Source organism: Paracoccus saliphilus (assembly GCF_028553805.1).
Classification (GTDB): domain Bacteria; phylum Pseudomonadota; class Alphaproteobacteria; order Rhodobacterales; family Rhodobacteraceae; genus Paracoccus; species Paracoccus saliphilus.
Genome location: NZ_CP067140.1, coordinates 375,221 through 395,514 on the forward strand (window position 1 = coordinate 375,221; position 20,294 = coordinate 395,514).

The window sequence follows — 20,294 nt, forward strand, 5'->3', positions numbered from 1 at the left end:
TAGCGCTATCTATGGCGCAAATGCCGCTTGGCGGCAACTGGCGTCTAAACCGAGTCTGCCTTAAACAGCGTCTGATATGAACAGTGACAATGACATGACAGAACGCGCTTATTGGACATCGGGCGAGGACAGGCCCTCGCGATGGCTGATCACTTGCGATCACGCGACGAACCGGGTGCCCGGATGGCTGAACGGGGGGAGCCTGGGAATAGCGGCGACGGATATGGCGCGCCACATCGCCTATGATATCGGGGCGGCGGGGCTGGCGGAGAAACTTGCCGCGTTGCTGGATGCACCGGCGATCTTTTCCGATTTCTCACGCCTCGTGGTCGATCCGAACCGGGGCGAGGACGACCCGACCGTGCTCATGCGCCTTTACGATGGCACGGTGATTCCCGCGAACAAGCATGCCGACCGGGGCGAGCGCGAGCATCGCCTTGACCGTCTGCACCGCCCCTATCACGGGGCGCTGGAGCGTCTTGCCAGCCGGCATCCGTCCCGCTGCATCTGCGCCATCCACAGCTTCACCCCGCAACTGCGCGGGCGTCCCCCGCGCCCGTGGCAGGTGGGCATCCTCTATTCGCACCGCGACGCCCGGCTTGGCCCATCCATGGTCCAGGCATGCCGGGACGAAGGCTGGGTGACCGGCGAGAATCAGCCCTATAGCGGAGATCTCGAAGGTGATTCGCTTGATCGTCACGCGCTGCGCCATGGCCGCCCCAACATGCTGATCGAACTTCGCAACGACCTGATCGCAACCGAGGCGGGGCAGAAAGAATGGGCCGAGCGCCTTGCCCGCGTGATCCCTCGGGTGCTTGTCGCCGCCGAAGCGTGAATTACGGTGCGGCTATTCCAGGTGATCTTTGCGTCCCGCGATGGCTGGGGGATTATGCATCCCGTCGCCGGGTGGTTCTCGAACCAATGGCGCACCACCCGACGACCCCCTGCAGGATATTTTCCTGAAGAAGAAGGGCCGGAGGAGATTTGGCTCGATATACAGGTCCGGCTCTACCAATCCCCGTGTGCTTGCGCTAGGAACCGGGCAAATCATAGCGGGCGCGGGCCCGAACGGACGGTTGCGACATGAAATTCACTCTTTCCTGGCTTAAAGAGCATCTCGATACCACGGCGACACTCGACCAGATCGCCGAGGCACTGACCGATCTTGGCCTCGAGGTCGAAGAGGTCTCGGACCCCGCGGCCCGGTTGAGTGCCTTTACGCTGGCTCGTGTGGTTCATGCCGAGCAGCATCCCGATGCCGACCGGCTGAAGCTGTGCCGGGTGCTGACCGATGAAGGTGAGAAGCAGATCGTCTGCGGCGCCCCCAATGCGCGCGAGGGCATTACCGTCGTATTGGCAAAACCCGGCGACTATGTTCCCGGCATCGATGTGACCTTGAGTGTCGGCAAGATTCGCGGGGTTGAGAGCCACGGGATGATGGCCTCGGAACGTGAACTGGAATTGTCAGACGAGCATGACGGCATCATCGAACTGCCCTCGGGGGAGGTCGGCCAGAAATTCGTGGATTGGCTGGCAGAGAATGCGCCGGAAAAGATCGATCCGACGATCGATATCGCGATTACTCCCAACCGCCCCGACGCGCTTGGTGTTCGCGGCATCGCCCGCGATCTGGCGGCCCGGGGCCTGGGTACGCTGAAGCCGTTGCGAGAAGCGAACATCTCGCCCGGTTTTCCCTGTCCGATCGGAGTCACCATCGAAGCGGGGGTTGCCGCCAAGGCGCCGTTCTTCTCGGGGCGGATGGTGCGAGGGGTCAAGAACGGACCGAGCCCGACATGGTTGCAAAAGCGTCTGACCGCCATCGGCCTGCGGCCGATCAACCTGCTGGTCGATATCACCAATTTCTTCACCTATGACCTGAACCGTCCGCTGCACGTTTTTGATGCGGCCAAGGTCACGGGCGACCTGACCCTGCGCGCCGCACGCGAGGGAGAAGAGATCCTTGCGCTGGACGACAAGACCTATCGCATGCCCGAAGGCGCCGTGGTCATCTGCGACGAGAACGGTCCCGAAAGCATTGCCGGGGTGATGGGGGGCGCGGCCTCGGGTTCGCAAGAGGACACGGCGGATGTCTTCATCGAAGCTGCCTGTTTCGATCCGATCAGCACCGCCGCGACGGGACGGATGCTGAAGATCAACTCGGATGCGCGTTACCGGTTCGAGCGGGGCATCGACCCGGAATTCACCTTGCAGGGGCTGGATCTGGCCACGCAGATGGTCATGGAACTATGCGGCGGCGAGCCATCCGAGGTGGTGACTGCCGGTGCCATTCCCGATACCGCTCGCGCCTATCGCCTCGACCCGTCGCGCACCGCCAGCCTTGTCGGGCTGGACATTCCCGAGGAGACCCAACGCGCAACGCTCGAAGCGCTCGGCTTCCGGTTGGAGGGTGACATGGCGCATGTCCCCTCGTGGCGGCCGGATGTGCAGGGCGAGGCCGATCTGGTCGAGGAAATCGCCCGTATCGCGAGCCTCACCGGGCTGGAGGGTAAACCGCTGCCGCGCCTGAAGCCCGGCGTGCCGAAGCCGGTCCTGACGCCTCTGCAAATGCGTGAACGCACGGCGCGACGCCAGACTGCGGCTTTGGGTTACAACGAATGCGTCACCTACAGTTTCATCGACCAGGCTGCTGCCAGTCTGTTCGGCGGCGGCGCGGATGCGGTGCGGGTCGAGAACCCGATCAGCAGCGAGATGACCCATCTGCGCCCCGATCTGCTGCCCGGCCTGCTGGCTGCGGCTGCCCGCAACCAGGCGCGCGGTTTTGCGGATCTGGCACTATTCGAGATGGGACCGGTCTTTGCTGGCGGCGAACCGGGCGAGCAGGCGACACAGCTGACCGGTCTGCTGGTCGGTTCCACCTCTCCGCGCGATCCCTTCGGCAGCCGTCGCAAGGTGGACCTCTATGACGCCAAGGCGGATGCCGAAGCCGTGCTGACCGTCATCGGCGCGCCGGCCAAGGCGCAGATCAACCGCAAGCTGGACGGCTGGTGGCATCCGGGCCGCGCGGGCAATATCGCGCTTGGTCCCAATGTGCTGGCGACATTCGGGGAAATCCATCCCCGGGTGCTGCGCGAGCTGGACGTCAAGGGCCCTGCCGTGGGTTTCACCATCCGCATCGCCAATATCCCCTTCCCGAAGACGAAAACTGCGACGCGGTCGGCGCTGAATATTGCCGAATTGCAAGCCGTCGAACGGGATTTCGCCTTCGTCGTCGATCCAAAGGTCGAGGCTCTGTCCCTGGTGAATGCCGCGCAGGGCGCTGACAAGGCGCTGATCGAACGTGTCACGGTATTCGATCAGTTCACCGGTCTCGAAGGCGGCAGGAAATCCATCGCCATCACCGCCCGTTTGCAGCCGCGCGACAAGACCCTGACCGATGCCGAGATCGAGGCCGTCAGCCAGAAGATCATAGACAAGGTCCAGAAAGCCACCGGCGGCGTTCTACGCGGTTAGTGCCTGCCGGAGAAAACAGCTCTTGTGTTGGCCGGAGCCAAGTATCTCTCGGCACTCTTGTATGGGTGGCCGGACAAGAACCGGTCTTGCACAGGCTTCAGCGCTTGGGGTGAGGACACAGTCGGACATCCGTCGCGGCTGCTTGAAGGTTAAGAGGCAGATCGCCAGCCTGCTCGCCTCGATCGGCTCGAAGATGGTCATACCCGGGACAGTAAATCCCATCGGCATCGTTACCGTGATCGTCGGAATTCCCTTCTTTTGTATCTGATCCTCAACCGAAGGATCGCAACATGGCAAGTTTGCAGCTTCACGATCTTGGCTATGCCTTGCGCTTTACCGATGCAGCCATCGTATTCAACGAGGTGCGCATGATCGCCTGTGGTCCGACGGCGGATGTGGTGACAGCAGAACTGGCGCGCCTGTTTTTCCTGCAGCACTCGATGTGATCTACGGATATATCAGACAGATTCGCAGAATCGATTAGGATTGGGAATGATCAAAGCCACCTCTGTTCTGGGCATTTATCTGATGCTTGCTGGATGCTCTGGCATTGATCACGATCTGCCGCCCCCGATTGCGGAATGCCAGGCCGTCGATCCCGTGACCAAAGTTCAGGTATGTGGGTAGGCAGCGCCGATCGAGAGATGACCACGGCAAATAGAGCCGGCATAACAGGGGCACCTGACCGAACGATCAACTGAAGATATGAATCGAAGTAATTGGAGAACATTGGTAATGTATCGCGCAATAATGGTTGTGGCACTGATTCCACTGGCAGGATGCAGCCAGAAACCCATGCCTATCGGCAAGCCGAATCCTGCATCGCTTCATTGTGTCAACCAGGGCGGGGTCGTGGAGCTTCGCAAGGAAAAGCAGGGTACGGTAGGATATTGTCATCTTCCCGATGGCCGCGTGGTTGAGGAATGGGAGCTGTTTCGATCTGCCCAAGCTGAGTAACTCTCCTGCCATGCAAGCGGCATGGCACCGTGTTACGAAAGCCCGGCTGAGCCTGGAATTGCGGGACAAGGCGGGCATCCTGCCATCCGCGCAATATCTGCGGGGATTAGAGGCGGCACGATAGGAGATCGCAAGCGCGAGCTGGCCGGCCTCTGTCCGCTGGCCCGGCTTGGGCTATCGCCCATCGCTCAACCCGTAGCGCCGGGCCTGATACGCAGCAGCCAGACAAAGACCAGCGTCAGTATCAGGAAACCCGCGCTGCCGGGGCTGGTGACGAAGATCAGCGGGTCGCCCTTGGAAACAATGAGAGAGCGGCGCAGGAATTCTTCCAGGTAAGGGCCAAGGATGACGCCCATCAGCATCGGCACCACCGGATAGTTGAAACGGCGCAGTGCGAAGGCGAAGATGCCGATCGCCAGGGCCATCCACATCTGGAACCCCGAGAAGGACGAGGCATAGACTCCGACCATCGAGATCATCGCGATGAAAGCGTAAAGCACCCCGCGATTGATCCGGGCCAGCCGCATGTAAAAGGGTCCGAACAGGATCACCGAGACCAGCACGAAGATCGACGCAACGAAAAGCGCAACGAAAAGCGCGGCGAACATCGGAGCAATCGTCGCGGCATTGTCGGTCAGCAGTCCGGGGCCGGGCACCAGCCCGTGAATCAGCAGGACGCCGAAGATGATCGCCGTGACCGCGTCTCCGGGAATGCCCATGGTCAAAAGCGGGATGATCGCGCCGCCGCACATGGCGTTATTCGCGGATTCCGAGGCGGCCAGCCCTTCATGCGAGCCCTGGCCGAATTCTTCGGGACGGCGGGAACTGCGCTTGGCCTCGGCATAGGCGATGAAAGAGGCCATCGAGGCACCGCCGCCCGGCAGCATCCCGATCAGCACGCCGATGATCGAACTCTTGATATAGGTGATCGGCCCGATCTCGCGGATCATGGCGAGGCTGGGAACGAAGTCGCGATGACGCAGCTTGGGCATCCGGGCCACGGCCTCGCCGCGCATCTCGTGCGCGGGAGTGCTTGCCTGGACCAGAAGCTCGCAAACCGCGAACAGGCCGATCACGGCGGGCAGAAGTCCGATCCCCTCCACCAGGTGATAGCTGTCGAAATCGAAGCGGCCCACGGGCACCATCGGGTCGATCCCGACGGTCGAGATCATCAGCCCGCAGGTCATCGCGATGATGGCCGGCCAGATCGGCCCGCGCGCGACCACCGTCACTGTCACCACGGCCAGGAGCACAAGCGAGAACTTGTCGGGCGTTCGGAACAGAAGCGCCAATTCGCTGATCGGTTGGGCCAGAAGCATCAGAACCACGGCCCCGATCATGCCGCCCACCGACGAGGCGAAGGCATCGAGACCGAGTGCCTGTGCGCCGTGGCCCTGTTTCATCAGCGCATGCCCGTCGATACTGGTGATCGCGCCAGAGGGCGCGCCGGGAATATTTACCGTGATCCCGGTGATCGAGCCCGCATAAATCCCGGCCATGTAGATGCCCATGACCATGATCAGCGCATGCACCACCTCCATCCCGAAGGTGAAGGGCAGCAACAGGGCGATGGCCAGCGTCGCGGTCAGACCCGGAATGGCCCCGAAAAACAGCCCCAGAAGGAAACCGCCGACCAGGTAGAGGAACGGCCAAGGCGTGAACAGCGTCGTGAATCCGGTCAGAAGCTCCGACATCGGCCTACAGGCTCCAGCCCGGCAGCGAGAGGCCGAACAGCTTGTCAAAGAACAGCCAGCCAAAAACGGTGATCGCGGCGGCGGTAACGGCGGACAGGCCGATGGCGCGCAAGGGCCGCCCGGTTTCCTCGAAGTTGAAATACAGCGCGACGGCAAAGCAGTAGAGCCCCGCCGAGACGAAATAGCCGACATGCAGCAGGCCGGCGGCGAACAACCCGGTCAGCAGGATCAGCAGAGCTGGCCCGGCAAGACCGATTGCGGGGACATGCCCGGAATTTGCCGCAGGCCGCGAGCTTGTTGGACGGGCCCCGCGCAATTCGGCCAGGATGATGCGGATCGCGCCAATGAACAGGATGACGCTCAGCACGATTGGCAGCAGCGACGGCCCCGGCTCACCCGATCTTGTGAAAGGGATGCCCAGTTGCGGGATCTGGCTGGCATAGACCGTGGTCATCACCAGCAGGACAAGCGCGAAACTGACCTGCCCGTTGAGCCGGCGAAGACCACTCATCTGCGGGTTCCTCTCGTTGCCGGGTTACTTTTCAAGGATACCCTGCTCGACCAGGTCGTCGATGAGCGCAAAGGCCTTCTCTTGCGAGGTCTTGACATATTTCGCCGTCTCCTCGCCATTCATCCAGACCGCGCCCATGGCGGTCTCTTCGGCGCGTTCCTGGAACTCGGGCATTTCAAACACGGCTGCAAAGGCCTTTTCCAACGCCTGCTTCTGATCTTCGTCGATGCCCTTCGGTGCGGCGATCAGGCGGAAGCTGCCCCAGACCACGTCAAGGCCCAGCTCGGTGAATGTGGGCGTATCGGGCAGGAATTCGCTCCGCTCGGCACCCATCACCGCCAGCACCCGGGCCTGACCCGATTCCACTGCCGGATAGATGGCCGATGCACTCAGCGAGGCGGCGTCGGTTTCCCCCGACAAGAGCGCTTCGCGCTGTGCGCCCGACCCGTCGGGATAGGGGATATGGCTGACCTCGATCCCGGCCGCGTCCGCCATGTCCAGCGCGGGCAGGTGCCAGACGCCACCATTGCCGACATTGGAGATCGACAGCTCGCCCGGTGCCTCCTTGGCGGCGGCGATGAAATCCTCCAGCGTTTCATATGGGGAATCCGATGCCACGGCGAGCACCGTCGGATGCACGGTGACCGATCCCAGATAGGTCAATTGCTCGGTATCGTATCCCGGCACCAGCCCGTAATAGGGTACGGTGATTACACTGTCCCATGTCAGCGATCCGATGGTGTAGCCGTCGGGCTGCGCCTTCATCAGCCGCAAAGTGCCGATGCCGCTTTGCGCGCCATCGATATTCTGGGTGTTGATGCCGACGCCCAACTGTTCCTCGGCAAAATTCATGAAGGTGCGCATCACCGTATCGGTGCCGCCGCCTGCGCCCCATGGCATGATATGGGTGATGTCCTTCTCAGGATAATCCTGTGCGGTGGCGGGGCCGGCGAAGGGCAGCGCCAGCAGGAATGCTCCGATGGCGGTCCTGGTCCTGTTGAAGATCATTGGTTTTCCTTTCCCTGTTGTTTGCATTGCGCCGCAACGGCGCGGCCTGTCATCCCATCCAGCGGCGGACGGGGGCCCGCGCCTCTTCCAGAGGCTGGCAGATGACATCCACAAGCGTCGGCCCGTCATGGGCAAGCGCCTCTTTCAGGACGGATTCGAGTTTCGTGGAGTCTTCGACACGCCAGGATTTCACGCCATAGGCCGCAGCCACGGCGGCCTGATCGGTGCGGTTGAAATCCACGTTGTAATAGCGCGCATCGCAATCGTCGTGCTGGCTGGCCTTGATCCAGCCGAAATTCGAGTTCGAAAAGACGATATAGGTGATCGGCGCGCGTGAGCGGGTCACGGTTTCCAGCTCTCCGCAGGTAAAGCCGAAAGACCCGTCGCCCATCAATGCCACGGTCTTGCGCTCGGGCGCGCCGAACCACGCCCCGAGCGCGGCGGAAAGCGAATAGCCAAGCGCGCCATGGGCCCGGTTGGTGATGAAATGCCGCCCCGGTTTAGGCAATGTGTAATAGGCCGAGAAATAGGGGCAGGAGGTGCCGGGATCCGAGACGATGGTCGCGTCCTCGGGCAAGGTGCGCTGAAGCGCCGCGATGATCCGTTCCGGGCGGATCGGGAATTCGTCGGAAGCGGCCAATGCGTCGAATTTCTCGAACTTGCGGCGGCGGATATCTGCGACGGCACTTGCTCCGCCCATGCTGGCCTCGCCCTGCTTGCGGCGGTCCAGCTCGGCATTGAGCGCCTCGAGCGTCAGGCGCAGATCGCCGACCACCGCGACTTCGGTGGGCAGGACGGCACCGACGACCATTGGATCGACATCGCAATGTACGATGCGTGTTCCCTGCTTGGGTGCCTCCCAACGCGAGGTCGTGGTCGAACCAGCCCGGCAGCCCATGAACACCACCAGGTCGGCACCGGTCATCGCCTCCCATGTCTCGTCGGTGCCACCGTTCGAGCCGACCACGCCAAGGCAGTTGGGATGCGTCTCGGCCAGACTGCCTTGTCCCGAGATCGAGGTGGCGACCGGGATGTCCAGCCGCGTGGCCAATCGATCAAGCTCATCCATTGCGCCCGAGATGACGACCCCGCCGCCACAGACGATCAGCGGCGATCCGGCCGACAGGATCGCATCCACTGCCGCCGCGACCGAATCCGGGTCCGGACCGGTGCGATAGGCGGGATAGCTGCCCAGCTTGGGATCCGCCCAGATATCGGCAGCTTCGACGCTGTCATACTGGATGTCATAGGGCAGGCCCAGATGCGCCGCGCCCGAGCGTCCGGTGGTCATGGCGCGGAATGCCTTGCGGACCATGCGCGGGATGTGATCGGCCCGCCGGATGACCGTGTTCCACTTGGTCAGGGGCCGCATCAGTGCCTCTTGATCGACCTCGGTCAGCGGATAGCGGCCATAAGAGGCGACCGCGACATCCGTGGTGATCCCCAACACGGCGTAGGAGCTTTCGCTGGCCTCGATCAGGCCGGGCAGGATATAGGTCGCCCCGCCGCCCGACGGCCCCTCGCAAACCCCGACCCTGCCGGTTACCCGGGAATAGGCGTCGGCCATATAGGTCGCGCTGCGCTCGTCCCGCGTCAGCACATGGGTGATCCAGTGATCGAGCTGCAGCATCGCGTCATAGAATGGCAGCGTCGTATCCCCGCACAGACCGAAGATATGTTTGACGCCATGTGCCTCTAGGCTGCGCACCATGGCCTGCGCGCCATTCAGGGTATTGCTCACGGTTGCTCCTTCATCCTGGCGTACCGGAATACTTTTCTGCATACAGTCATGTATTCTTTGATTGTATGCAGGACAATATTCAGAACTGAACACAAATCAATTGCTTTTTCCTCCGGCGCGGGTAATTTCTCGGCAACCCGGCGGATCATGCTGCCGAACCAGAGCCAAGGTGTTGACGAGTAATGGAAACCAAGCAAGGGGCCGTTGAACGCGCCTATCGCGCGCTCAAGGAAATGGCGGCCAGCTACAAGTTCAAGCCTGATGAGCGTCTGAATGAATCAACGCTTTCGGTACAGCTCAATATCAGTCGGACTCCGCTGCGAGAGGCGCTTAATCGGCTGATAGCAGAGGGGTTTTTTACATTCCGCAGCGGACAGGGGTTCTATTGCCGCTCGCTCAATCCATCCGAGATCATGGATCTTTACGAGGCTCGCGCCGCGATCGAAAGCGAGGCCGCGAGGCTGGCCGCACGACGTTTCGATCCTGCGGAACTGGCCGGGCTCCAGAGGTTCCTGAAGGAATCGGAGGCTGTTTACAGCCCCGGCGTCTCTCCGGTCGAACTTGTCCGGCTGGACGAGGAATTTCACCTGCGGCTGGCAAAACTGTCCGGCAATGCCGAACTTGTCCGGCTGTTGGAGAACGTGGCAGAGCGTATCCATTACATCCGGATCATCGACCTGCAATCCCTGAGCGAGCGCGAAGGGGTACCTGCCATCACGATCCGGCCCCATGTCCGTATCCTTGCCGCGGTCAAGGCCGGGAATGAAGAGGGCGCAGCGCGCGAGATGAACGCACATATCTCGCGCCGCCTCGAAGAGGTGACACAGAACGTCCGTATGGCCTTTTCACGCATTTACGCGCCCTGAGGGCGATTATCGCGTCAGGCGGTCCGGCATTGCAGCCGCAGGTCCAGCGATGGCACGAGGATTGCACCTTTTCCGGTTCGTCCCTCCTGCCACTCGACGCCATTCGTGCTCGATGCTCGCCGGGATATATCCGAAAGATCGTCGAACAACAGGGTTGCAGACGCGAAACCGGGCGTTTCATGCTGGCTTAGCCGGATCGTGAAACCGCCATCCCGGATCAGCCAATCATTCCCGGATGGTTCTGCCGCGCTTTCGGCGAGCATGGCATAGGTGCGCGCCTCCCGTTCCGGGTCGAGGCTATGGATGGCGATCTCCGCCAGCCCGGCAAAGCCGTTGGGATGGGTCAGCCATTCAACGCGCCAGACAAGATCGGGTGTCAGATGCTGGCAGAAATAGACCCGACCGGCCGGAAACTCCTCCATCCTCATCCGGACATTGTGGAACCGTGCCTGCCGCGTCTCGCCCTCGATCTCGACCGGGCGTTCCAGAATGATCGGCTCTTGCGGATCGAACCCGGCCGCGATCAGCCGTGCATGGGTCGCAGGGGCATCGTCGCTGCGAAACACAAGGCCGTTCAGGCCTGGAGGACTGTCCAGGACTTCTTGCCGTTGCCGTCCGCTCTGGGGCACGCCGACAAGTTCCAGATAGGCGCTCGGTTCCAGCATGAGGTGATTGATGGAACCGAGCGAATGATGGCCGCGGGGCGTCAGGCAAAAGCCCAGATCCTCGAAGATCGCGGCCGCGTCATCCATGTTTCGCAGGGTATTGATGACGATATGGTCCAGACTCATGTCGCGTTCCCTTGCAAATAGAGACCATCCGATGGGATGGCCGCTTCCATTTCGTTCGACGTCGTCGCCGCCGACCATGAAGCACAGTAAGTGCAAGCGCGAAAGTCGTCGAATCCACATGCCAGGCTTTCGGGCCATCGGCTTGACAACATCTATGATGCCCCAATGATGGGCGCGGATTTCGAGGGAGATGTGATGACCTATATTCCGGCCGAGAACCGCTATGACCGCATGGTCTATCGCCATTGTGGCTGTTCGGGGCTGAAATTGCCCGCCGTGTCGCTGGGCCTTTGGCACAATTTTGGCCATGACACACCGCACAAGACGAAACGCGCGATTTGCCGCACGGCATTCGATCATGGCATTACTCATTTCGATCTGGCCAATAATTACGGCCCACCGCCAGGAAGCGCGGAAGAGGCGTTTGGAGAGATCCTGAAGACCGATTTCCGGGGATATCGGGACGAGTTGGTTATCAGTTCCAAGGCCGGATACGACATGTGGCCGGGGCCTTACGGCGAATGGGGCAGCCGGAAATACCTGATCGCCTCTTGCGACCAGTCGCTGAAGCGCTTGGGCGTGGATTACGTGGACATTTTCTATTCCCATCGCTTCGATCCGGAAACACCGTTGGAAGAGACCATGGGTGCGCTCGATCACATCGTGCGATCGGGCAGGGCGCTCTATGTCGGCATTTCCAGCTATAACAGTCAGCGTACGCGCGAGGCAGCGGCGATCCTGAAGGAACTGGGCACGCCATGCCTGATCCACCAGCCCAGTTACAACATGCTGAACCGTTGGGTGGAGCGCGATGGGCTGAAGGATACACTGGCCGAGCTGGGGATCGGATCGATCGCATTCACACCGTTGGCGCAGGGCATTCTGACGAAGAAATACCTGGGCGGTATTCCCGATGGCAGCCGTGCCGCACAAGGCAAGTCGCTGGACCCCGGAACGATCACCGAAAGCGCATTGGAAAGCGTGCGCAGGCTGAATGCGTTGGCCGAGAAGCGCGGTCAGACCTTGGCCCAGATGGCAATCGCGTGGGTGTTGCGTCGCGATGGTATCACCACGGCGCTAATAGGCGCATCGCGTCCCTCGCAGGTCGAGGATTGCGCGGGGGCGGTCGGCAATCTGGAATTCACCGAGGCTGAACTGGCCGAGATCGACCGGATTTCCTCGGAGGAGGACATCAATCTCTGGGCGCGGTCGTCCGAAGGGGTTTGAAACCCGTCGCGATGACATATGTCGATTGCATTGCCATTGGCGTTTGAGGGCCAGCCGCCTATGGCAGGTTGTCGAATGTCCCGCGTTGCAGAAGCAGTGTTGCGCCGGACCGGGAAATCCAGTCGGCGATTTTCTGGCGCGCCGCGTTTTCCAGGCTGCCGATACGGCTATCCATCAGGATCAGTCCGGGGCGAAGTTGCATGGCGCGCACCAGACTGACCAGCATGCGTTCCGAGAATGACAGGTTTCGCCCCCCCTCGGACAGCTTGCCATCGAGGCCGCCCAACCGGGAAAGAGCGTCGGCAAGCCCGGCTTCTTTCGCGAGCGTTTCAATATGCGCATCGTCTTTGCGACGCGATATTCCAAGGGTCAACGCTCTGCGCAGCGATCCCCGGAGGATAAGCGGTTCGGGACTGATCGCGACAATTCCCCGCCGCAGGCTGCCCCGGCTTACCTGCCCGAGGCAGAGACCGGAAAAGCCGATACGTCCTTCCGGTATTTTTTCGAGCCCCCGCAGGGCATCGAACAGATAGGCGGTGTCGTGCTCGTTCAAATCCAGCAGAGCATTGCCTCCGGCGTCCAGATCAAGTTCGAACCGGCTGCCCGATGGCATTTCGAGACTCGAAATGGCAATGGCAATCGGTCCTTTGGGCAAAGCGCGTGTTTTGACATAAGACCCGCGCTGCCGCCTGGAAAGTGCTGCATCCGCCTTGATTGCCGCCGAACGCCAGGCCGAATACAGGTTCCAGACGGTCGCGAGATCGCGCAGGGGCGAGATCATCAATCCGAACGCTGCCAGCCCGCCCGCGATCTCGCCGGGCGTTGCGCCGCTGCGAAAGCCGCTCAGGATGATTACCATTGCTGCCAGCCCGGCCAGAATATCGGGGATCGCCTTCAATGCTTCGGCCATGCGGATGCGCGCAATCGCCGCCTGGACCATGCGGTCGATCTTGCGATCAAGGCGGTCCGTCTCGATCCCACGGCGGCCCAGATGGTCCAGTTCCGGCGCCATGGGCATTCGTTCGGCCATATCGACGGCGATGCGGGCGCGCCGGGCGCGAAGGCGCCGATGCAGAGGTCTGAGATGGAACCCGCCGAATCCGATCGTGCCGAGCGTGACGATGACGAGCGGAAGTGTTGCCAGGGCGAAGATCGGGGCGAGCAACCACAGCACGGCAAGCGCCATGGGGATCAGGATTATGCCCGCGACAAGACGGGGAAGGCCAAGCCCGACCCAGTTGCGAAACGCGGTCATGTCGCCCACGAAGCGCAGGCTCATATAGCCATTGCGCCGCGCGGCAACATCGCTTGCCGACATTCCGGCGGCATGTTCGAACAGGGCAAGCCGGATGTCGCGCGCATAGGATTGCCCGAGCCGTTCGCCCGTCACCCGTGCCGCAACCCGGGCCATTGCGATCACCACCCCGGAAGCCGCCAATGTGACGAGCAATGTCACCGGAAGCACTGCCGGGCCATGCAGGGCCTCGAACAGCCCACGAGTGGCGAATGCCGCAGCACCTGCCCCAACCCCTTGCGCAAGTGTCAGCGCGCTGACCGCCAGCAATCCCCTCTGGCGGCCATGTCCCAACAATCCGGGCAGAGCCATCAGGCGGCGCTCTGCCACTTGGCCCCTGCTCGCAGGGCGAATGCGTTGGCTTCTGCGGGATCGGACAGATCGCTCTTTCCAAGCACCCGGATGCCGGTTGCGGTTCGGGCTTCGGCGGATGCCATGGGTGAGCAGCTCAGCATGCCTGTCAATGCGTCCGGCTCGACACCGTGCCGTCGAAGCTCGGCAACACCGCCCGCGGCCGCGACCGCATCGCCACAGGCGAAGACGAAGCCAGAGATGCGCTTTCGGAATTCAGGATCGGCAAGAAGCTGTGCCGTCTCGCGCTGAAACAACCCATCGGCTATTTCCAGAACGGCGATCTCGCAGCCAGAGTCTTCGGCATGGGCGAGCAGCCGTTCGATCCCGGCACGGACACGTCCGACCGGTTCGCGATAGGTCGAAACCATCCCGGCATCGGTGAAATCGGCTACCACATGCGCGCCGGTGTCCTGGTATTCGTTGAAATCACCAAACGCGCCCGTGCCAGTGCCCTTGAGCGCGGCGACGCACCAGCCTGCGCGGCGCAATCCCAATGCAAGCTGTGCGGTGGCGACTGTCTTGCCGGAATTCATTGCCGTTCCGAATATTGCGACCACAGGAATCCGGTCACCACGCGCCGATGGCTTCAGCGCGTAGTCCTCGAGGTTCAGGGATGTGCCATCTGCCCGGATCAGCCGTCCGGCAGGAATGAGGCGTGTCGCCTGCCTGATCCGTTCATTCTTCGCCACCATCCGTCCGATGCAGCCGCCACCGGCAAGCATATCCGCACCTTCACGCCTGATCTCGGCAAGGCCTTCGAATTGATCGGGTGCATAGCGCGCTCCGCAGGCCAGCACGATCGCATCGCCCGGATAGATATCCGAATGCCGTCCCGAGGAAAGCTGCACGCGCCGGTGCTGTCCGATCTCGGCTACATGCGCCAGGATCAGATCGCCGGGGCGGGCCTTTGAGAATTCGGTATCCATGCCGGCGATCGCATCATGTGGAACCCGGCGCGTGGAGAATGTCCATTTGGCGGCGGCAATTTGCGTTTGAAGAGGGGGCGTCATGTCGTGTTTCCTGTAATTCTGTGAATGATCGAGCCGGCGTCAGCCGGCGGCGGCGAGTGATATGGAGGTATCGGGAATATCGGCCACCATCCGGGCCAGGCCGGCAGTGATGATCGCCTGCTCGACATCATGGCTACAGTCCGGCAACTCGATCAGGGAAATCCTGGCCGTGTAACCATTGGAGCGCGCCGCCTTGCGCACGGCCTCGACATAGGATCGGGCGCGGTCATGCCTTGTCCGGCCTTGTCCGGCATCCAATGCTGGAGTGACTCGCAGGGCGCAATCACGCTCCGTGTCCCGGGTGCCGATGAATACGCGAATTTCAAGCCCGAGATAGGCGGCAAGCCCTGCCTGTTTGCGTCGGGTCCACAGCTCTGCGCCCCGCGCATCGCTTTTGCCAAGGCCGTAGGGAAAAGGCATCGACATATTGGGCAGGCAATACCAACCGGCAGCAGCGAGGTTAAGCCGGGCGATACGTTGCGGATAGAGCATGGCGGTGCGATGGGCGAGCTGCGCCCCGCCGGAATGACCGAATAGATCCACCGGACCCGCGCAAGCGGGAAATTGCAGTGCGAGCCTGTTCAACAGCTCGACAAGGGCTTGGTCGGCGCGCGCCGCAGGCCCCGGACGCTGAAAATGCGGCCAGTCCTTTTCCGTGAAATGCGGTACGATAATCAATCGGCCATTGCGTTCGGCCTCGTCTCGAAAATATCGCACCAAAGTCTGGGCGTTTCGCGAAATACCGTGCAGGACCACGAGCGGCTTCGCATGCGTGATACGGCGTGGATGTATGACATATGCCTCAAGCGGGCCAGCCGGCGTCGCGACCCTGATGTGATCGGTGGTGCTTGCGGTGGCAAGGTTTTCGAATTTGCGGTCCATGACGGTTCTCCTTGAGCCGTGTTCCGCATCGATTACGCGGAAGCATGGGAAGTATTCCTGACCGGTTAAATTTTTCTTGCGAAATTGAGCGCGTCGTGGGGACAGGATAAACTTTTTCAAGACTGACAGCGGGTCGGGACGGTTCGCGAAATCCCGATGGCGTGGAAATTATCGGATTCGCTGTCATTCACATGTTCTGCCCAATGATCACTTCCTGCCGCTTTCGGTTGTCGGCAATACCCCATGCCTGCTTTTCGAGCGGCAAAACCCAGGGCTCGGTTGACAAGAGATTCCATTCGACCCGAGTCAGATCGGCATCGGGGTCGATGAAGATCTGGCAGGGCCGACCGTTCAACGATTTGCAGATCTCGGCGTGGACCGAAACGTCGCGCCCTTCCTGCTGCCATAGATCGGCCAGGTGATTGGCGAATTGATGGATCATGTCGGCGCGGACCAGCATCTTGTCCGTCTGACGGAAGGTCAGATAGTCGTCGGGATCGACCCGCCAGCTATCGCCGCTCTCCCGGTCGGTCACGACGAACATGCCTACCGCCTCGCGATCGAAGAGCCGCATCCGCCACGAGAAACGGTGGCCGTCGCCGCTCCAGCGGATCTCGGATTCAAAGGCGCCGCCGCGGATCGGGATCACCAGTTGCCCGGCAAGCCAGACCGCGGACACCAGCAAGACGAAGCGGGGCAGAGCCTTGGCCGGAGTGGTGGTTTGCGGCATCCGCGATACTGTGCCTTTTTTGCGCAGGCAGCTGATCATCCGGACGGGCCAGTCGGGCGCGAAGAAGATCGTGGTGGCGGCAATGGTCAGCCAGGGGAATATGCCGATATTGAAGAAGAAGGCATTGGCAAAATGGAACAAGCCGTAGATCAGGAAAACCGGAAGCCGGGTCTTTCGTTTCAACAGCAGCGGTGCTCCCAACACATGCAACGCGATCACGCTCCAACAGGCCAGGACGATCAGCCAATCCTGCTGGAAGACTGGCTCGATCCATAGCCCATCGGTTCGCTCACGCAGCCATAGCCCAAGCGGCTCTCCCCGCAGCCAGTCAGGTGTCAGCTTCACCAACCCGGCATAAATCAGCACGATCTCGGTCTGCGCGCGCAGCATGAACACCGCCGCATAGGGCACCGAGGTTTCGCGCCGCGGCCGGATCAGGGCGTCCAGCGACCAGACACGCGCCGCAGGCAGGCAACACAGCAGTAAGGCGTAAAGCAGCACCAGGTAGAAATGATTCAGATACTCTGCTGAATCGAGTAGAAAGAAATAGCCGAAAAGCAGGGTCAGTGCGATGATGGCGAAACGGTATAACAGTCCCAGCATGACCAGAAGCGCCGCCACGCCGAGACCAAGCCAGGCAATCTGGATCCAGGGCTCTGGCAAGGGTTCGACCCATGAGAAACCCGGGTAGGAGAAATGGAAGTCGGGCGCGACCCAATAGCGCCAGATCCGGTCATATTTGATGAAGCGCCAGCAATCCCAGAGCAAAAGCGCCCCGAAAATGATACGGAACAGGGCAAGGGACTGGGCGGGAACGGCCAGGGACAAGTGGTTGAGGATTCTGCTTGGCAAGGCGACCGACATTGGCTTTTCTCTTCCATCATACGGTGTTCGATGGAATTACGCAGCATGCTGACACGTTATTCCCGCGACGATGGCGGAAAGTGGGGAGAGCATGAGCGCAGGACTTGAAATTTATTATGACGGGGAATGCCCATTCTGCCGTGCCTATATGCGAATGCTGAACCTTCGCCGCGCCGTGGGCGAGGTCGAACTCATCGACGCGCGCTCGGACGATCCGCGGGTTGCCGTGCTGACCGAGGCCGGTTTCGATCTTGATGAAGGCATGGCGGTGCGGCACGGCGCGCAGATCTTTCACGGCGCCGAGGCCATCCGGCTTCTGGCCGTTCTGTCAGAGGAGCGGGGGGTGCTTCGAATGGTCCTGCGTTCGCCGCGCCGGGCTGCGATCATCTACCCGATATTGCGGGCCGGGCGCAGGCTGACATTGAGATTACTCAATCGCCAGGGACTGCACTGAGGACGAGAACGGTATTATCCGAAAAAGGAAGTGCCGGCGGATCGCCGGCACTTCAGTTGCTGTGCGGAAGGGGGATGTCCGCAGTGCATCAATCGTCATCGTCGTTGCCGCCCCGACCTCCGCGGCCTCCGCGAGTCCCGCCATTGTCGTCATCGTCGTCCCTCGATGCCCGCCCGCGACCGTCATCGTCGTCGTCGTCGCGTGAAAAACTGGTGCCGCGGCGGCCATCATCGTCGTCGTCATCGCGCGAAAAGCTGGTGCCACGCCGGCCGTCATCATCATCGTCATCGCGTGTGGATCGATTTCCTGCGTGGCTGTGGCCCAAGCCACCAAAAATACTGTTCAGAAAGCGGGCCACCGGATCAGGATCGGCGAAACTGGCGCTCGGCAGGGTCACGCCTCCCATCAGGGCGGCGATGGTCAGGATTTTCAGGGTCTTCATGATCTTCTCCTGTTTTCAAGGCGGCCTTTGGCAGCCGCACCAGGATTACGTGGCATGGCCATATTTATTCCCGGGTTCTTTCATGGTTTGATGAAGATTGGAGTTCCCGGTTTCACGAGATCATATATTTCCGTCATTTCATCATCCGATACGGCGACGCAGCCCAGGGTCCAATCCTCGGGTGGATTTCTCGTGGCGGTTCCCCGTCCGTGAATGAAAATATCGCCGCCGGGGCTCAAGCCTTGGGCGCGTGCATGGGCGCTGTCCCGCGCATTCGGATAGGAAATTCCAAGAGACAGATGGAACCTGGAGTTCGGATTCTTGTGGCTGATGTAATACAATCCCTCTGGTGTTCTGCCATCACCTTGAAAACGCTTGTGTCCCTCTGGACTCGGGCCCAGGTCGACCTTGTAGGAACTGACCGACTTCCTGCCGTTGAGCAGGTGCAGGGTTCGTTCGGATTTATCTAACAGAAGTTGGGTGATTTCCGTGGTGCTGCGATCAATATTTGCCATCGAAACGCCGGGGAAAAGGGCCATGATCAGAAGACAGGCTTGCAAGGACGATTGTTGCATAATGATCTCCATTTTTCCTGAAGAAGCGATCTCGTTGCTTCATATGGAAAATACGGAGGTCACGATTTTTTATTCCGGATGTGAGGAATTTATTTGGGTCCACAATTCATTTATCAGGGCCAGATAATCGCGCAGTTTTATCGCCACGCTCACTCTGCCAGTGCCGTCGTTTCCTCAGCCGGAGTGAGTGGGGCGCCAGCCTCCGTTTCGGCCAGGAACTTGTCCAGCGCCTCGAGGTCACCCGAGGCGGGAACATAGCCCTCGGCGGCCTCTATGTCGGTGGCAAAGCGTTGTGACCAGCCTTCCCCCTCGCGGCAGGCGACGACAACCGTCATCTCGGTGCCGGAATGGGTCTCGAACTCCCGGCACAGTTCACCCGCACCGGTTCGGTAAGAGGCGATCATGGTCAGGTCTTGTCCGTCCGGCAACTCGCTGGATTCGCCTGACATCAGGCTGTCCAGCGCGGTGAGATGAGCTTTGGGCAAGCTGCTTTCCGGGCCGCCGTAGCCCCACCACCAGCCAAGGCCGATCACCGCCGCTGCCATCGCTGCCGCCAGTGCCGCCAGCGGGCGGCGGTTAAGATTGGCCGGCGCCGACCCGCGCTGTTCTTCGGGTGGGGCGGGCTTGGTCTGCGTGGCGGCGGTGATCCGTGCGATCAGTGCGGCATCCCTGGGTGACGGCTGTGGCCGAGCCGCTTCCTCGCGTAGCAGGCGCCGGGTTTCGGTAAAGCGGCGCAGCCGTGCCTGCAATTCGGAATCCGCTTCGACCGCAGCCATGACACGTTCGGCAACGTCGGAAGACAGCTCGCCATCGGCCAGCGCCATCAGGGTTTCGTCTGTGATCTGCATCTGCGGTTCCTTGGCCAAGACGGGCTCCTTACATCGCTTACGCGCCGCCGGTCATTTTATTCCCAGCTTCTCGGCCAAGGCCAGCCGTGCGCGGGACAAGCGGCTCATGACCGTGCCTTTCGGGACATTCAAAACCTCGGCCGCTTCGGCGTAACTGAGCTCATGAATGCAGACCAGATCGAGAATTTCGCGCTGTTCGGGCGAGAGTTCGGCCATCGCAGCTTCGGTCGAGCGCAACATCAGCCGCGCTTCGATCTGTCCCTGGGAATCGACCGGCAACGCCTCGGGCATCTCGAATACATCGACTTCGGCGCCACGGGTCCTGTGGCGACGCGTCATGTCGATAAAGGCGTTGCGCATGATTCGGAACAGCCAGGGCTCAAGCCGCAAGGCCGGGTCATAGCTGTCGGCAGCGATAATCGCCCGCTCTACGGTGATCTGGACCAGATCGTCGGCGACATCGCCGCGTCGCGAAAGAGACAGGGCATAGCGCCGCAAGGCTGGCAGACGCTCTATCAGAGCCTCGCCAAACGCTGCATTCATGGCATTCTCCGACCCGGAAAGACAAAATGCAT

The 20,294-nt window shown here is 61.2% G+C and carries 20 protein-coding genes; 7 read left to right on the forward strand and 13 right to left on the reverse strand.

Annotated elements, in window-relative coordinates:
* Positions 1 to 94: 94 nt before the first annotated feature.
* From JHX88_RS01765 to JHX88_RS01780, 4 genes are all read left to right on the forward strand, one after another.
* Positions 95 to 835 carry an N-formylglutamate amidohydrolase gene (locus JHX88_RS01765; protein WP_076522522.1) on the forward strand — a complete coding sequence of 247 codons (741 nt, stop codon included), beginning with the start codon at positions 95 to 97 and terminating at the stop codon, positions 833 to 835.
* A 248-nt stretch (positions 836 to 1,083) separates the two neighbouring features.
* Positions 1,084 to 3,471, forward strand: coding sequence for a phenylalanine--tRNA ligase subunit beta (gene pheT, locus JHX88_RS01770; RefSeq protein WP_076522523.1), 2,388 nt, complete (start codon positions 1,084 to 1,086; stop codon positions 3,469 to 3,471).
* Between the two features lie 290 nt (positions 3,472 to 3,761).
* Positions 3,762 to 3,917: a hypothetical protein gene (locus JHX88_RS01775; protein WP_176011379.1), complete on the forward strand. Its 156-nt coding sequence runs from the start codon at positions 3,762 to 3,764 to the stop codon at positions 3,915 to 3,917.
* Positions 3,918 to 4,266: 349 nt separating this feature from the next.
* The gene (locus JHX88_RS01780) at positions 4,267 to 4,428 is read left to right on the forward strand and encodes a putative hemolysin (RefSeq protein ID WP_272848160.1); all 162 of its coding nucleotides are present in this window, start codon (positions 4,267 to 4,269) and stop codon (positions 4,426 to 4,428) included.
* A gap of 188 nt (positions 4,429 to 4,616) precedes the next feature.
* Here JHX88_RS01780 and JHX88_RS01785 read toward each other — a convergent pair whose 3' ends face one another.
* From JHX88_RS01785 to JHX88_RS01800, 4 genes are read right to left on the reverse strand one after another with little or no spacing between them, the layout of a single operon-like run.
* Complete coding sequence (locus tag JHX88_RS01785) at positions 4,617 to 6,122, reverse strand: tripartite tricarboxylate transporter permease (RefSeq protein ID WP_076522526.1); 1,506 nt, start codon at positions 6,120 to 6,122, stop codon at positions 4,617 to 4,619.
* A 4-nt stretch (positions 6,123 to 6,126) separates the two neighbouring features.
* Entirely contained in the window at positions 6,127 to 6,633 is a 507-nt protein-coding gene (locus tag JHX88_RS01790) for a tripartite tricarboxylate transporter TctB family protein (RefSeq protein WP_076522527.1), read from the reverse strand.
* 24 nt (positions 6,634 to 6,657) lie between these two features.
* A complete protein-coding gene (locus tag JHX88_RS01795) occupies positions 6,658 to 7,641 on the reverse strand; it encodes a Bug family tripartite tricarboxylate transporter substrate binding protein (RefSeq protein ID WP_076522528.1) in 984 nt (327 codons plus the stop codon).
* Positions 7,642 to 7,690: 49 nt separating this feature from the next.
* Positions 7,691 to 9,382 carry a thiamine pyrophosphate-binding protein gene (locus JHX88_RS01800; RefSeq protein ID WP_076522925.1) on the reverse strand — a complete coding sequence of 564 codons (1,692 nt, stop codon included), beginning with the start codon at positions 9,380 to 9,382 and terminating at the stop codon, positions 7,691 to 7,693.
* 182 nt (positions 9,383 to 9,564) lie between these two features.
* Between JHX88_RS01800 and JHX88_RS01805 the strand changes: the two genes are divergently transcribed.
* A complete protein-coding gene (locus JHX88_RS01805) occupies positions 9,565 to 10,248 on the forward strand; it encodes a GntR family transcriptional regulator (protein WP_076522529.1) in 684 nt (227 codons plus the stop codon).
* A 14-nt stretch (positions 10,249 to 10,262) separates the two neighbouring features.
* Here JHX88_RS01805 and JHX88_RS01810 read toward each other — a convergent pair whose 3' ends face one another.
* On the reverse strand, positions 10,263 to 11,039 hold the full coding sequence (locus JHX88_RS01810) for a VOC family protein (protein ID WP_076522927.1): 777 nt from the start codon (positions 11,037 to 11,039) through the stop codon (positions 10,263 to 10,265).
* Between the two features lie 195 nt (positions 11,040 to 11,234).
* Here JHX88_RS01810 and mgrA point away from each other — a divergent pair, with 195 nt between their 5' ends.
* The gene (mgrA, locus tag JHX88_RS01815; RefSeq protein ID WP_076522929.1) at positions 11,235 to 12,266 is read left to right on the forward strand and encodes an L-glyceraldehyde 3-phosphate reductase; all 1,032 of its coding nucleotides are present in this window, start codon (positions 11,235 to 11,237) and stop codon (positions 12,264 to 12,266) included.
* 58 nt (positions 12,267 to 12,324) lie between these two features.
* On the opposite strand, the gene JHX88_RS01820 is transcribed toward mgrA, so the two are convergent.
* The 4 genes from JHX88_RS01820 to JHX88_RS01835 all read right to left on the reverse strand — a co-directional run bounded on the left by JHX88_RS01820 (position 12,325) and on the right by JHX88_RS01835 (position 17,400).
* A complete protein-coding gene (locus JHX88_RS01820) occupies positions 12,325 to 13,890 on the reverse strand; it encodes an ABC transporter transmembrane domain-containing protein (protein WP_076522530.1) in 1,566 nt (521 codons plus the stop codon).
* Entirely contained in the window at positions 13,872 to 14,924 is a 1,053-nt protein-coding gene (locus tag JHX88_RS01825; RefSeq protein ID WP_076522531.1) for a P-loop NTPase family protein, read from the reverse strand. Before JHX88_RS01825 ends, JHX88_RS01820 begins: the two co-directional genes overlap by 19 nt.
* Positions 14,925 to 14,963: 39 nt before the next feature.
* Positions 14,964 to 15,806, reverse strand: coding sequence for an alpha/beta fold hydrolase (locus JHX88_RS01830; protein ID WP_076522532.1), 843 nt, complete (start codon positions 15,804 to 15,806; stop codon positions 14,964 to 14,966).
* 187 nt (positions 15,807 to 15,993) lie between these two features.
* A complete protein-coding gene (locus JHX88_RS01835) occupies positions 15,994 to 17,400 on the reverse strand; it encodes an HTTM domain-containing protein (RefSeq protein ID WP_076522533.1) in 1,407 nt (468 codons plus the stop codon).
* 91 nt (positions 17,401 to 17,491) lie between these two features.
* On the opposite strand from JHX88_RS01835, the gene JHX88_RS01840 reads away from it, so the two are divergent.
* Positions 17,492 to 17,854, forward strand: coding sequence for a DCC1-like thiol-disulfide oxidoreductase family protein (locus JHX88_RS01840; protein ID WP_084202728.1), 363 nt, complete (start codon positions 17,492 to 17,494; stop codon positions 17,852 to 17,854).
* Between the two features lie 88 nt (positions 17,855 to 17,942).
* Here JHX88_RS01840 and JHX88_RS01845 read toward each other — a convergent pair whose 3' ends face one another.
* From JHX88_RS01845 to JHX88_RS01860, 4 genes are all read right to left on the reverse strand, one after another.
* Positions 17,943 to 18,296 (reverse strand): hypothetical protein, encoded by a 354-nt coding sequence (locus JHX88_RS01845; RefSeq protein ID WP_076522535.1) that lies wholly within the window; start codon positions 18,294 to 18,296, stop codon positions 17,943 to 17,945.
* Between the two features lie 80 nt (positions 18,297 to 18,376).
* On the reverse strand, positions 18,377 to 18,871 hold the full coding sequence (locus tag JHX88_RS01850; RefSeq protein ID WP_084202792.1) for a L,D-transpeptidase family protein: 495 nt from the start codon (positions 18,869 to 18,871) through the stop codon (positions 18,377 to 18,379).
* Positions 18,872 to 19,020: 149 nt separating this feature from the next.
* On the reverse strand, positions 19,021 to 19,719 hold the full coding sequence (locus tag JHX88_RS01855; protein ID WP_076522933.1) for an RseA family anti-sigma factor: 699 nt from the start codon (positions 19,717 to 19,719) through the stop codon (positions 19,021 to 19,023).
* 51 nt (positions 19,720 to 19,770) lie between these two features.
* Positions 19,771 to 20,262 carry an RNA polymerase sigma factor gene (locus JHX88_RS01860; protein ID WP_076522536.1) on the reverse strand — a complete coding sequence of 164 codons (492 nt, stop codon included), beginning with the start codon at positions 20,260 to 20,262 and terminating at the stop codon, positions 19,771 to 19,773.
* Positions 20,263 to 20,294: the final 32 nt, after the last annotated feature.

What these genes read in the sequence shown, in the direction of transcription:
- JHX88_RS01795 (WP_076522528.1), bottom strand. Translation starts at nt 7,641, where the DNA reads ATGATCTTCAACAGGACCAGGACCGCCATCGGAGCATTCCTGCTGGCG.
- JHX88_RS01765 (WP_076522522.1), top strand. Translation starts at nt 95, where the DNA reads ATGACAGAACGCGCTTATTGGACATCGGGCGAGGACAGGCCCTCGCGA.
- JHX88_RS01825 (WP_076522531.1), bottom strand. Translation starts at nt 14,924, where the DNA reads ATGACGCCCCCTCTTCAAACGCAAATTGCCGCCGCCAAATGGACATTC.
- JHX88_RS01860 (WP_076522536.1), bottom strand. Translation starts at nt 20,262, where the DNA reads ATGAATGCAGCGTTTGGCGAGGCTCTGATAGAGCGTCTGCCAGCCTTG.
- JHX88_RS01780 (WP_272848160.1), top strand. Translation starts at nt 4,267, where the DNA reads ATGCCTATCGGCAAGCCGAATCCTGCATCGCTTCATTGTGTCAACCAG.
- mgrA (WP_076522929.1), top strand. Translation starts at nt 11,235, where the DNA reads ATGACCTATATTCCGGCCGAGAACCGCTATGACCGCATGGTCTATCGC.
- JHX88_RS01850 (WP_084202792.1), bottom strand. Translation starts at nt 18,871, where the DNA reads ATGCAACAATCGTCCTTGCAAGCCTGTCTTCTGATCATGGCCCTTTTC.
- JHX88_RS01835 (WP_076522533.1), bottom strand. Translation starts at nt 17,400, where the DNA reads ATGTCGGTCGCCTTGCCAAGCAGAATCCTCAACCACTTGTCCCTGGCC.
- JHX88_RS01845 (WP_076522535.1), bottom strand. Translation starts at nt 18,296, where the DNA reads ATGAAGACCCTGAAAATCCTGACCATCGCCGCCCTGATGGGAGGCGTG.
- JHX88_RS01805 (WP_076522529.1), top strand. Translation starts at nt 9,565, where the DNA reads ATGGAAACCAAGCAAGGGGCCGTTGAACGCGCCTATCGCGCGCTCAAG.
- JHX88_RS01840 (WP_084202728.1), top strand. Translation starts at nt 17,492, where the DNA reads ATGAGCGCAGGACTTGAAATTTATTATGACGGGGAATGCCCATTCTGC.
- JHX88_RS01810 (WP_076522927.1), bottom strand. Translation starts at nt 11,039, where the DNA reads ATGAGTCTGGACCATATCGTCATCAATACCCTGCGAAACATGGATGAC.
- JHX88_RS01830 (WP_076522532.1), bottom strand. Translation starts at nt 15,806, where the DNA reads ATGGACCGCAAATTCGAAAACCTTGCCACCGCAAGCACCACCGATCAC.
- JHX88_RS01775 (WP_176011379.1), top strand. Translation starts at nt 3,762, where the DNA reads ATGGCAAGTTTGCAGCTTCACGATCTTGGCTATGCCTTGCGCTTTACC.
- pheT (WP_076522523.1), top strand. Translation starts at nt 1,084, where the DNA reads ATGAAATTCACTCTTTCCTGGCTTAAAGAGCATCTCGATACCACGGCG.
- JHX88_RS01855 (WP_076522933.1), bottom strand. Translation starts at nt 19,719, where the DNA reads ATGCAGATCACAGACGAAACCCTGATGGCGCTGGCCGATGGCGAGCTG.
- JHX88_RS01790 (WP_076522527.1), bottom strand. Translation starts at nt 6,633, where the DNA reads ATGAGTGGTCTTCGCCGGCTCAACGGGCAGGTCAGTTTCGCGCTTGTC.
- JHX88_RS01785 (WP_076522526.1), bottom strand. Translation starts at nt 6,122, where the DNA reads ATGTCGGAGCTTCTGACCGGATTCACGACGCTGTTCACGCCTTGGCCG.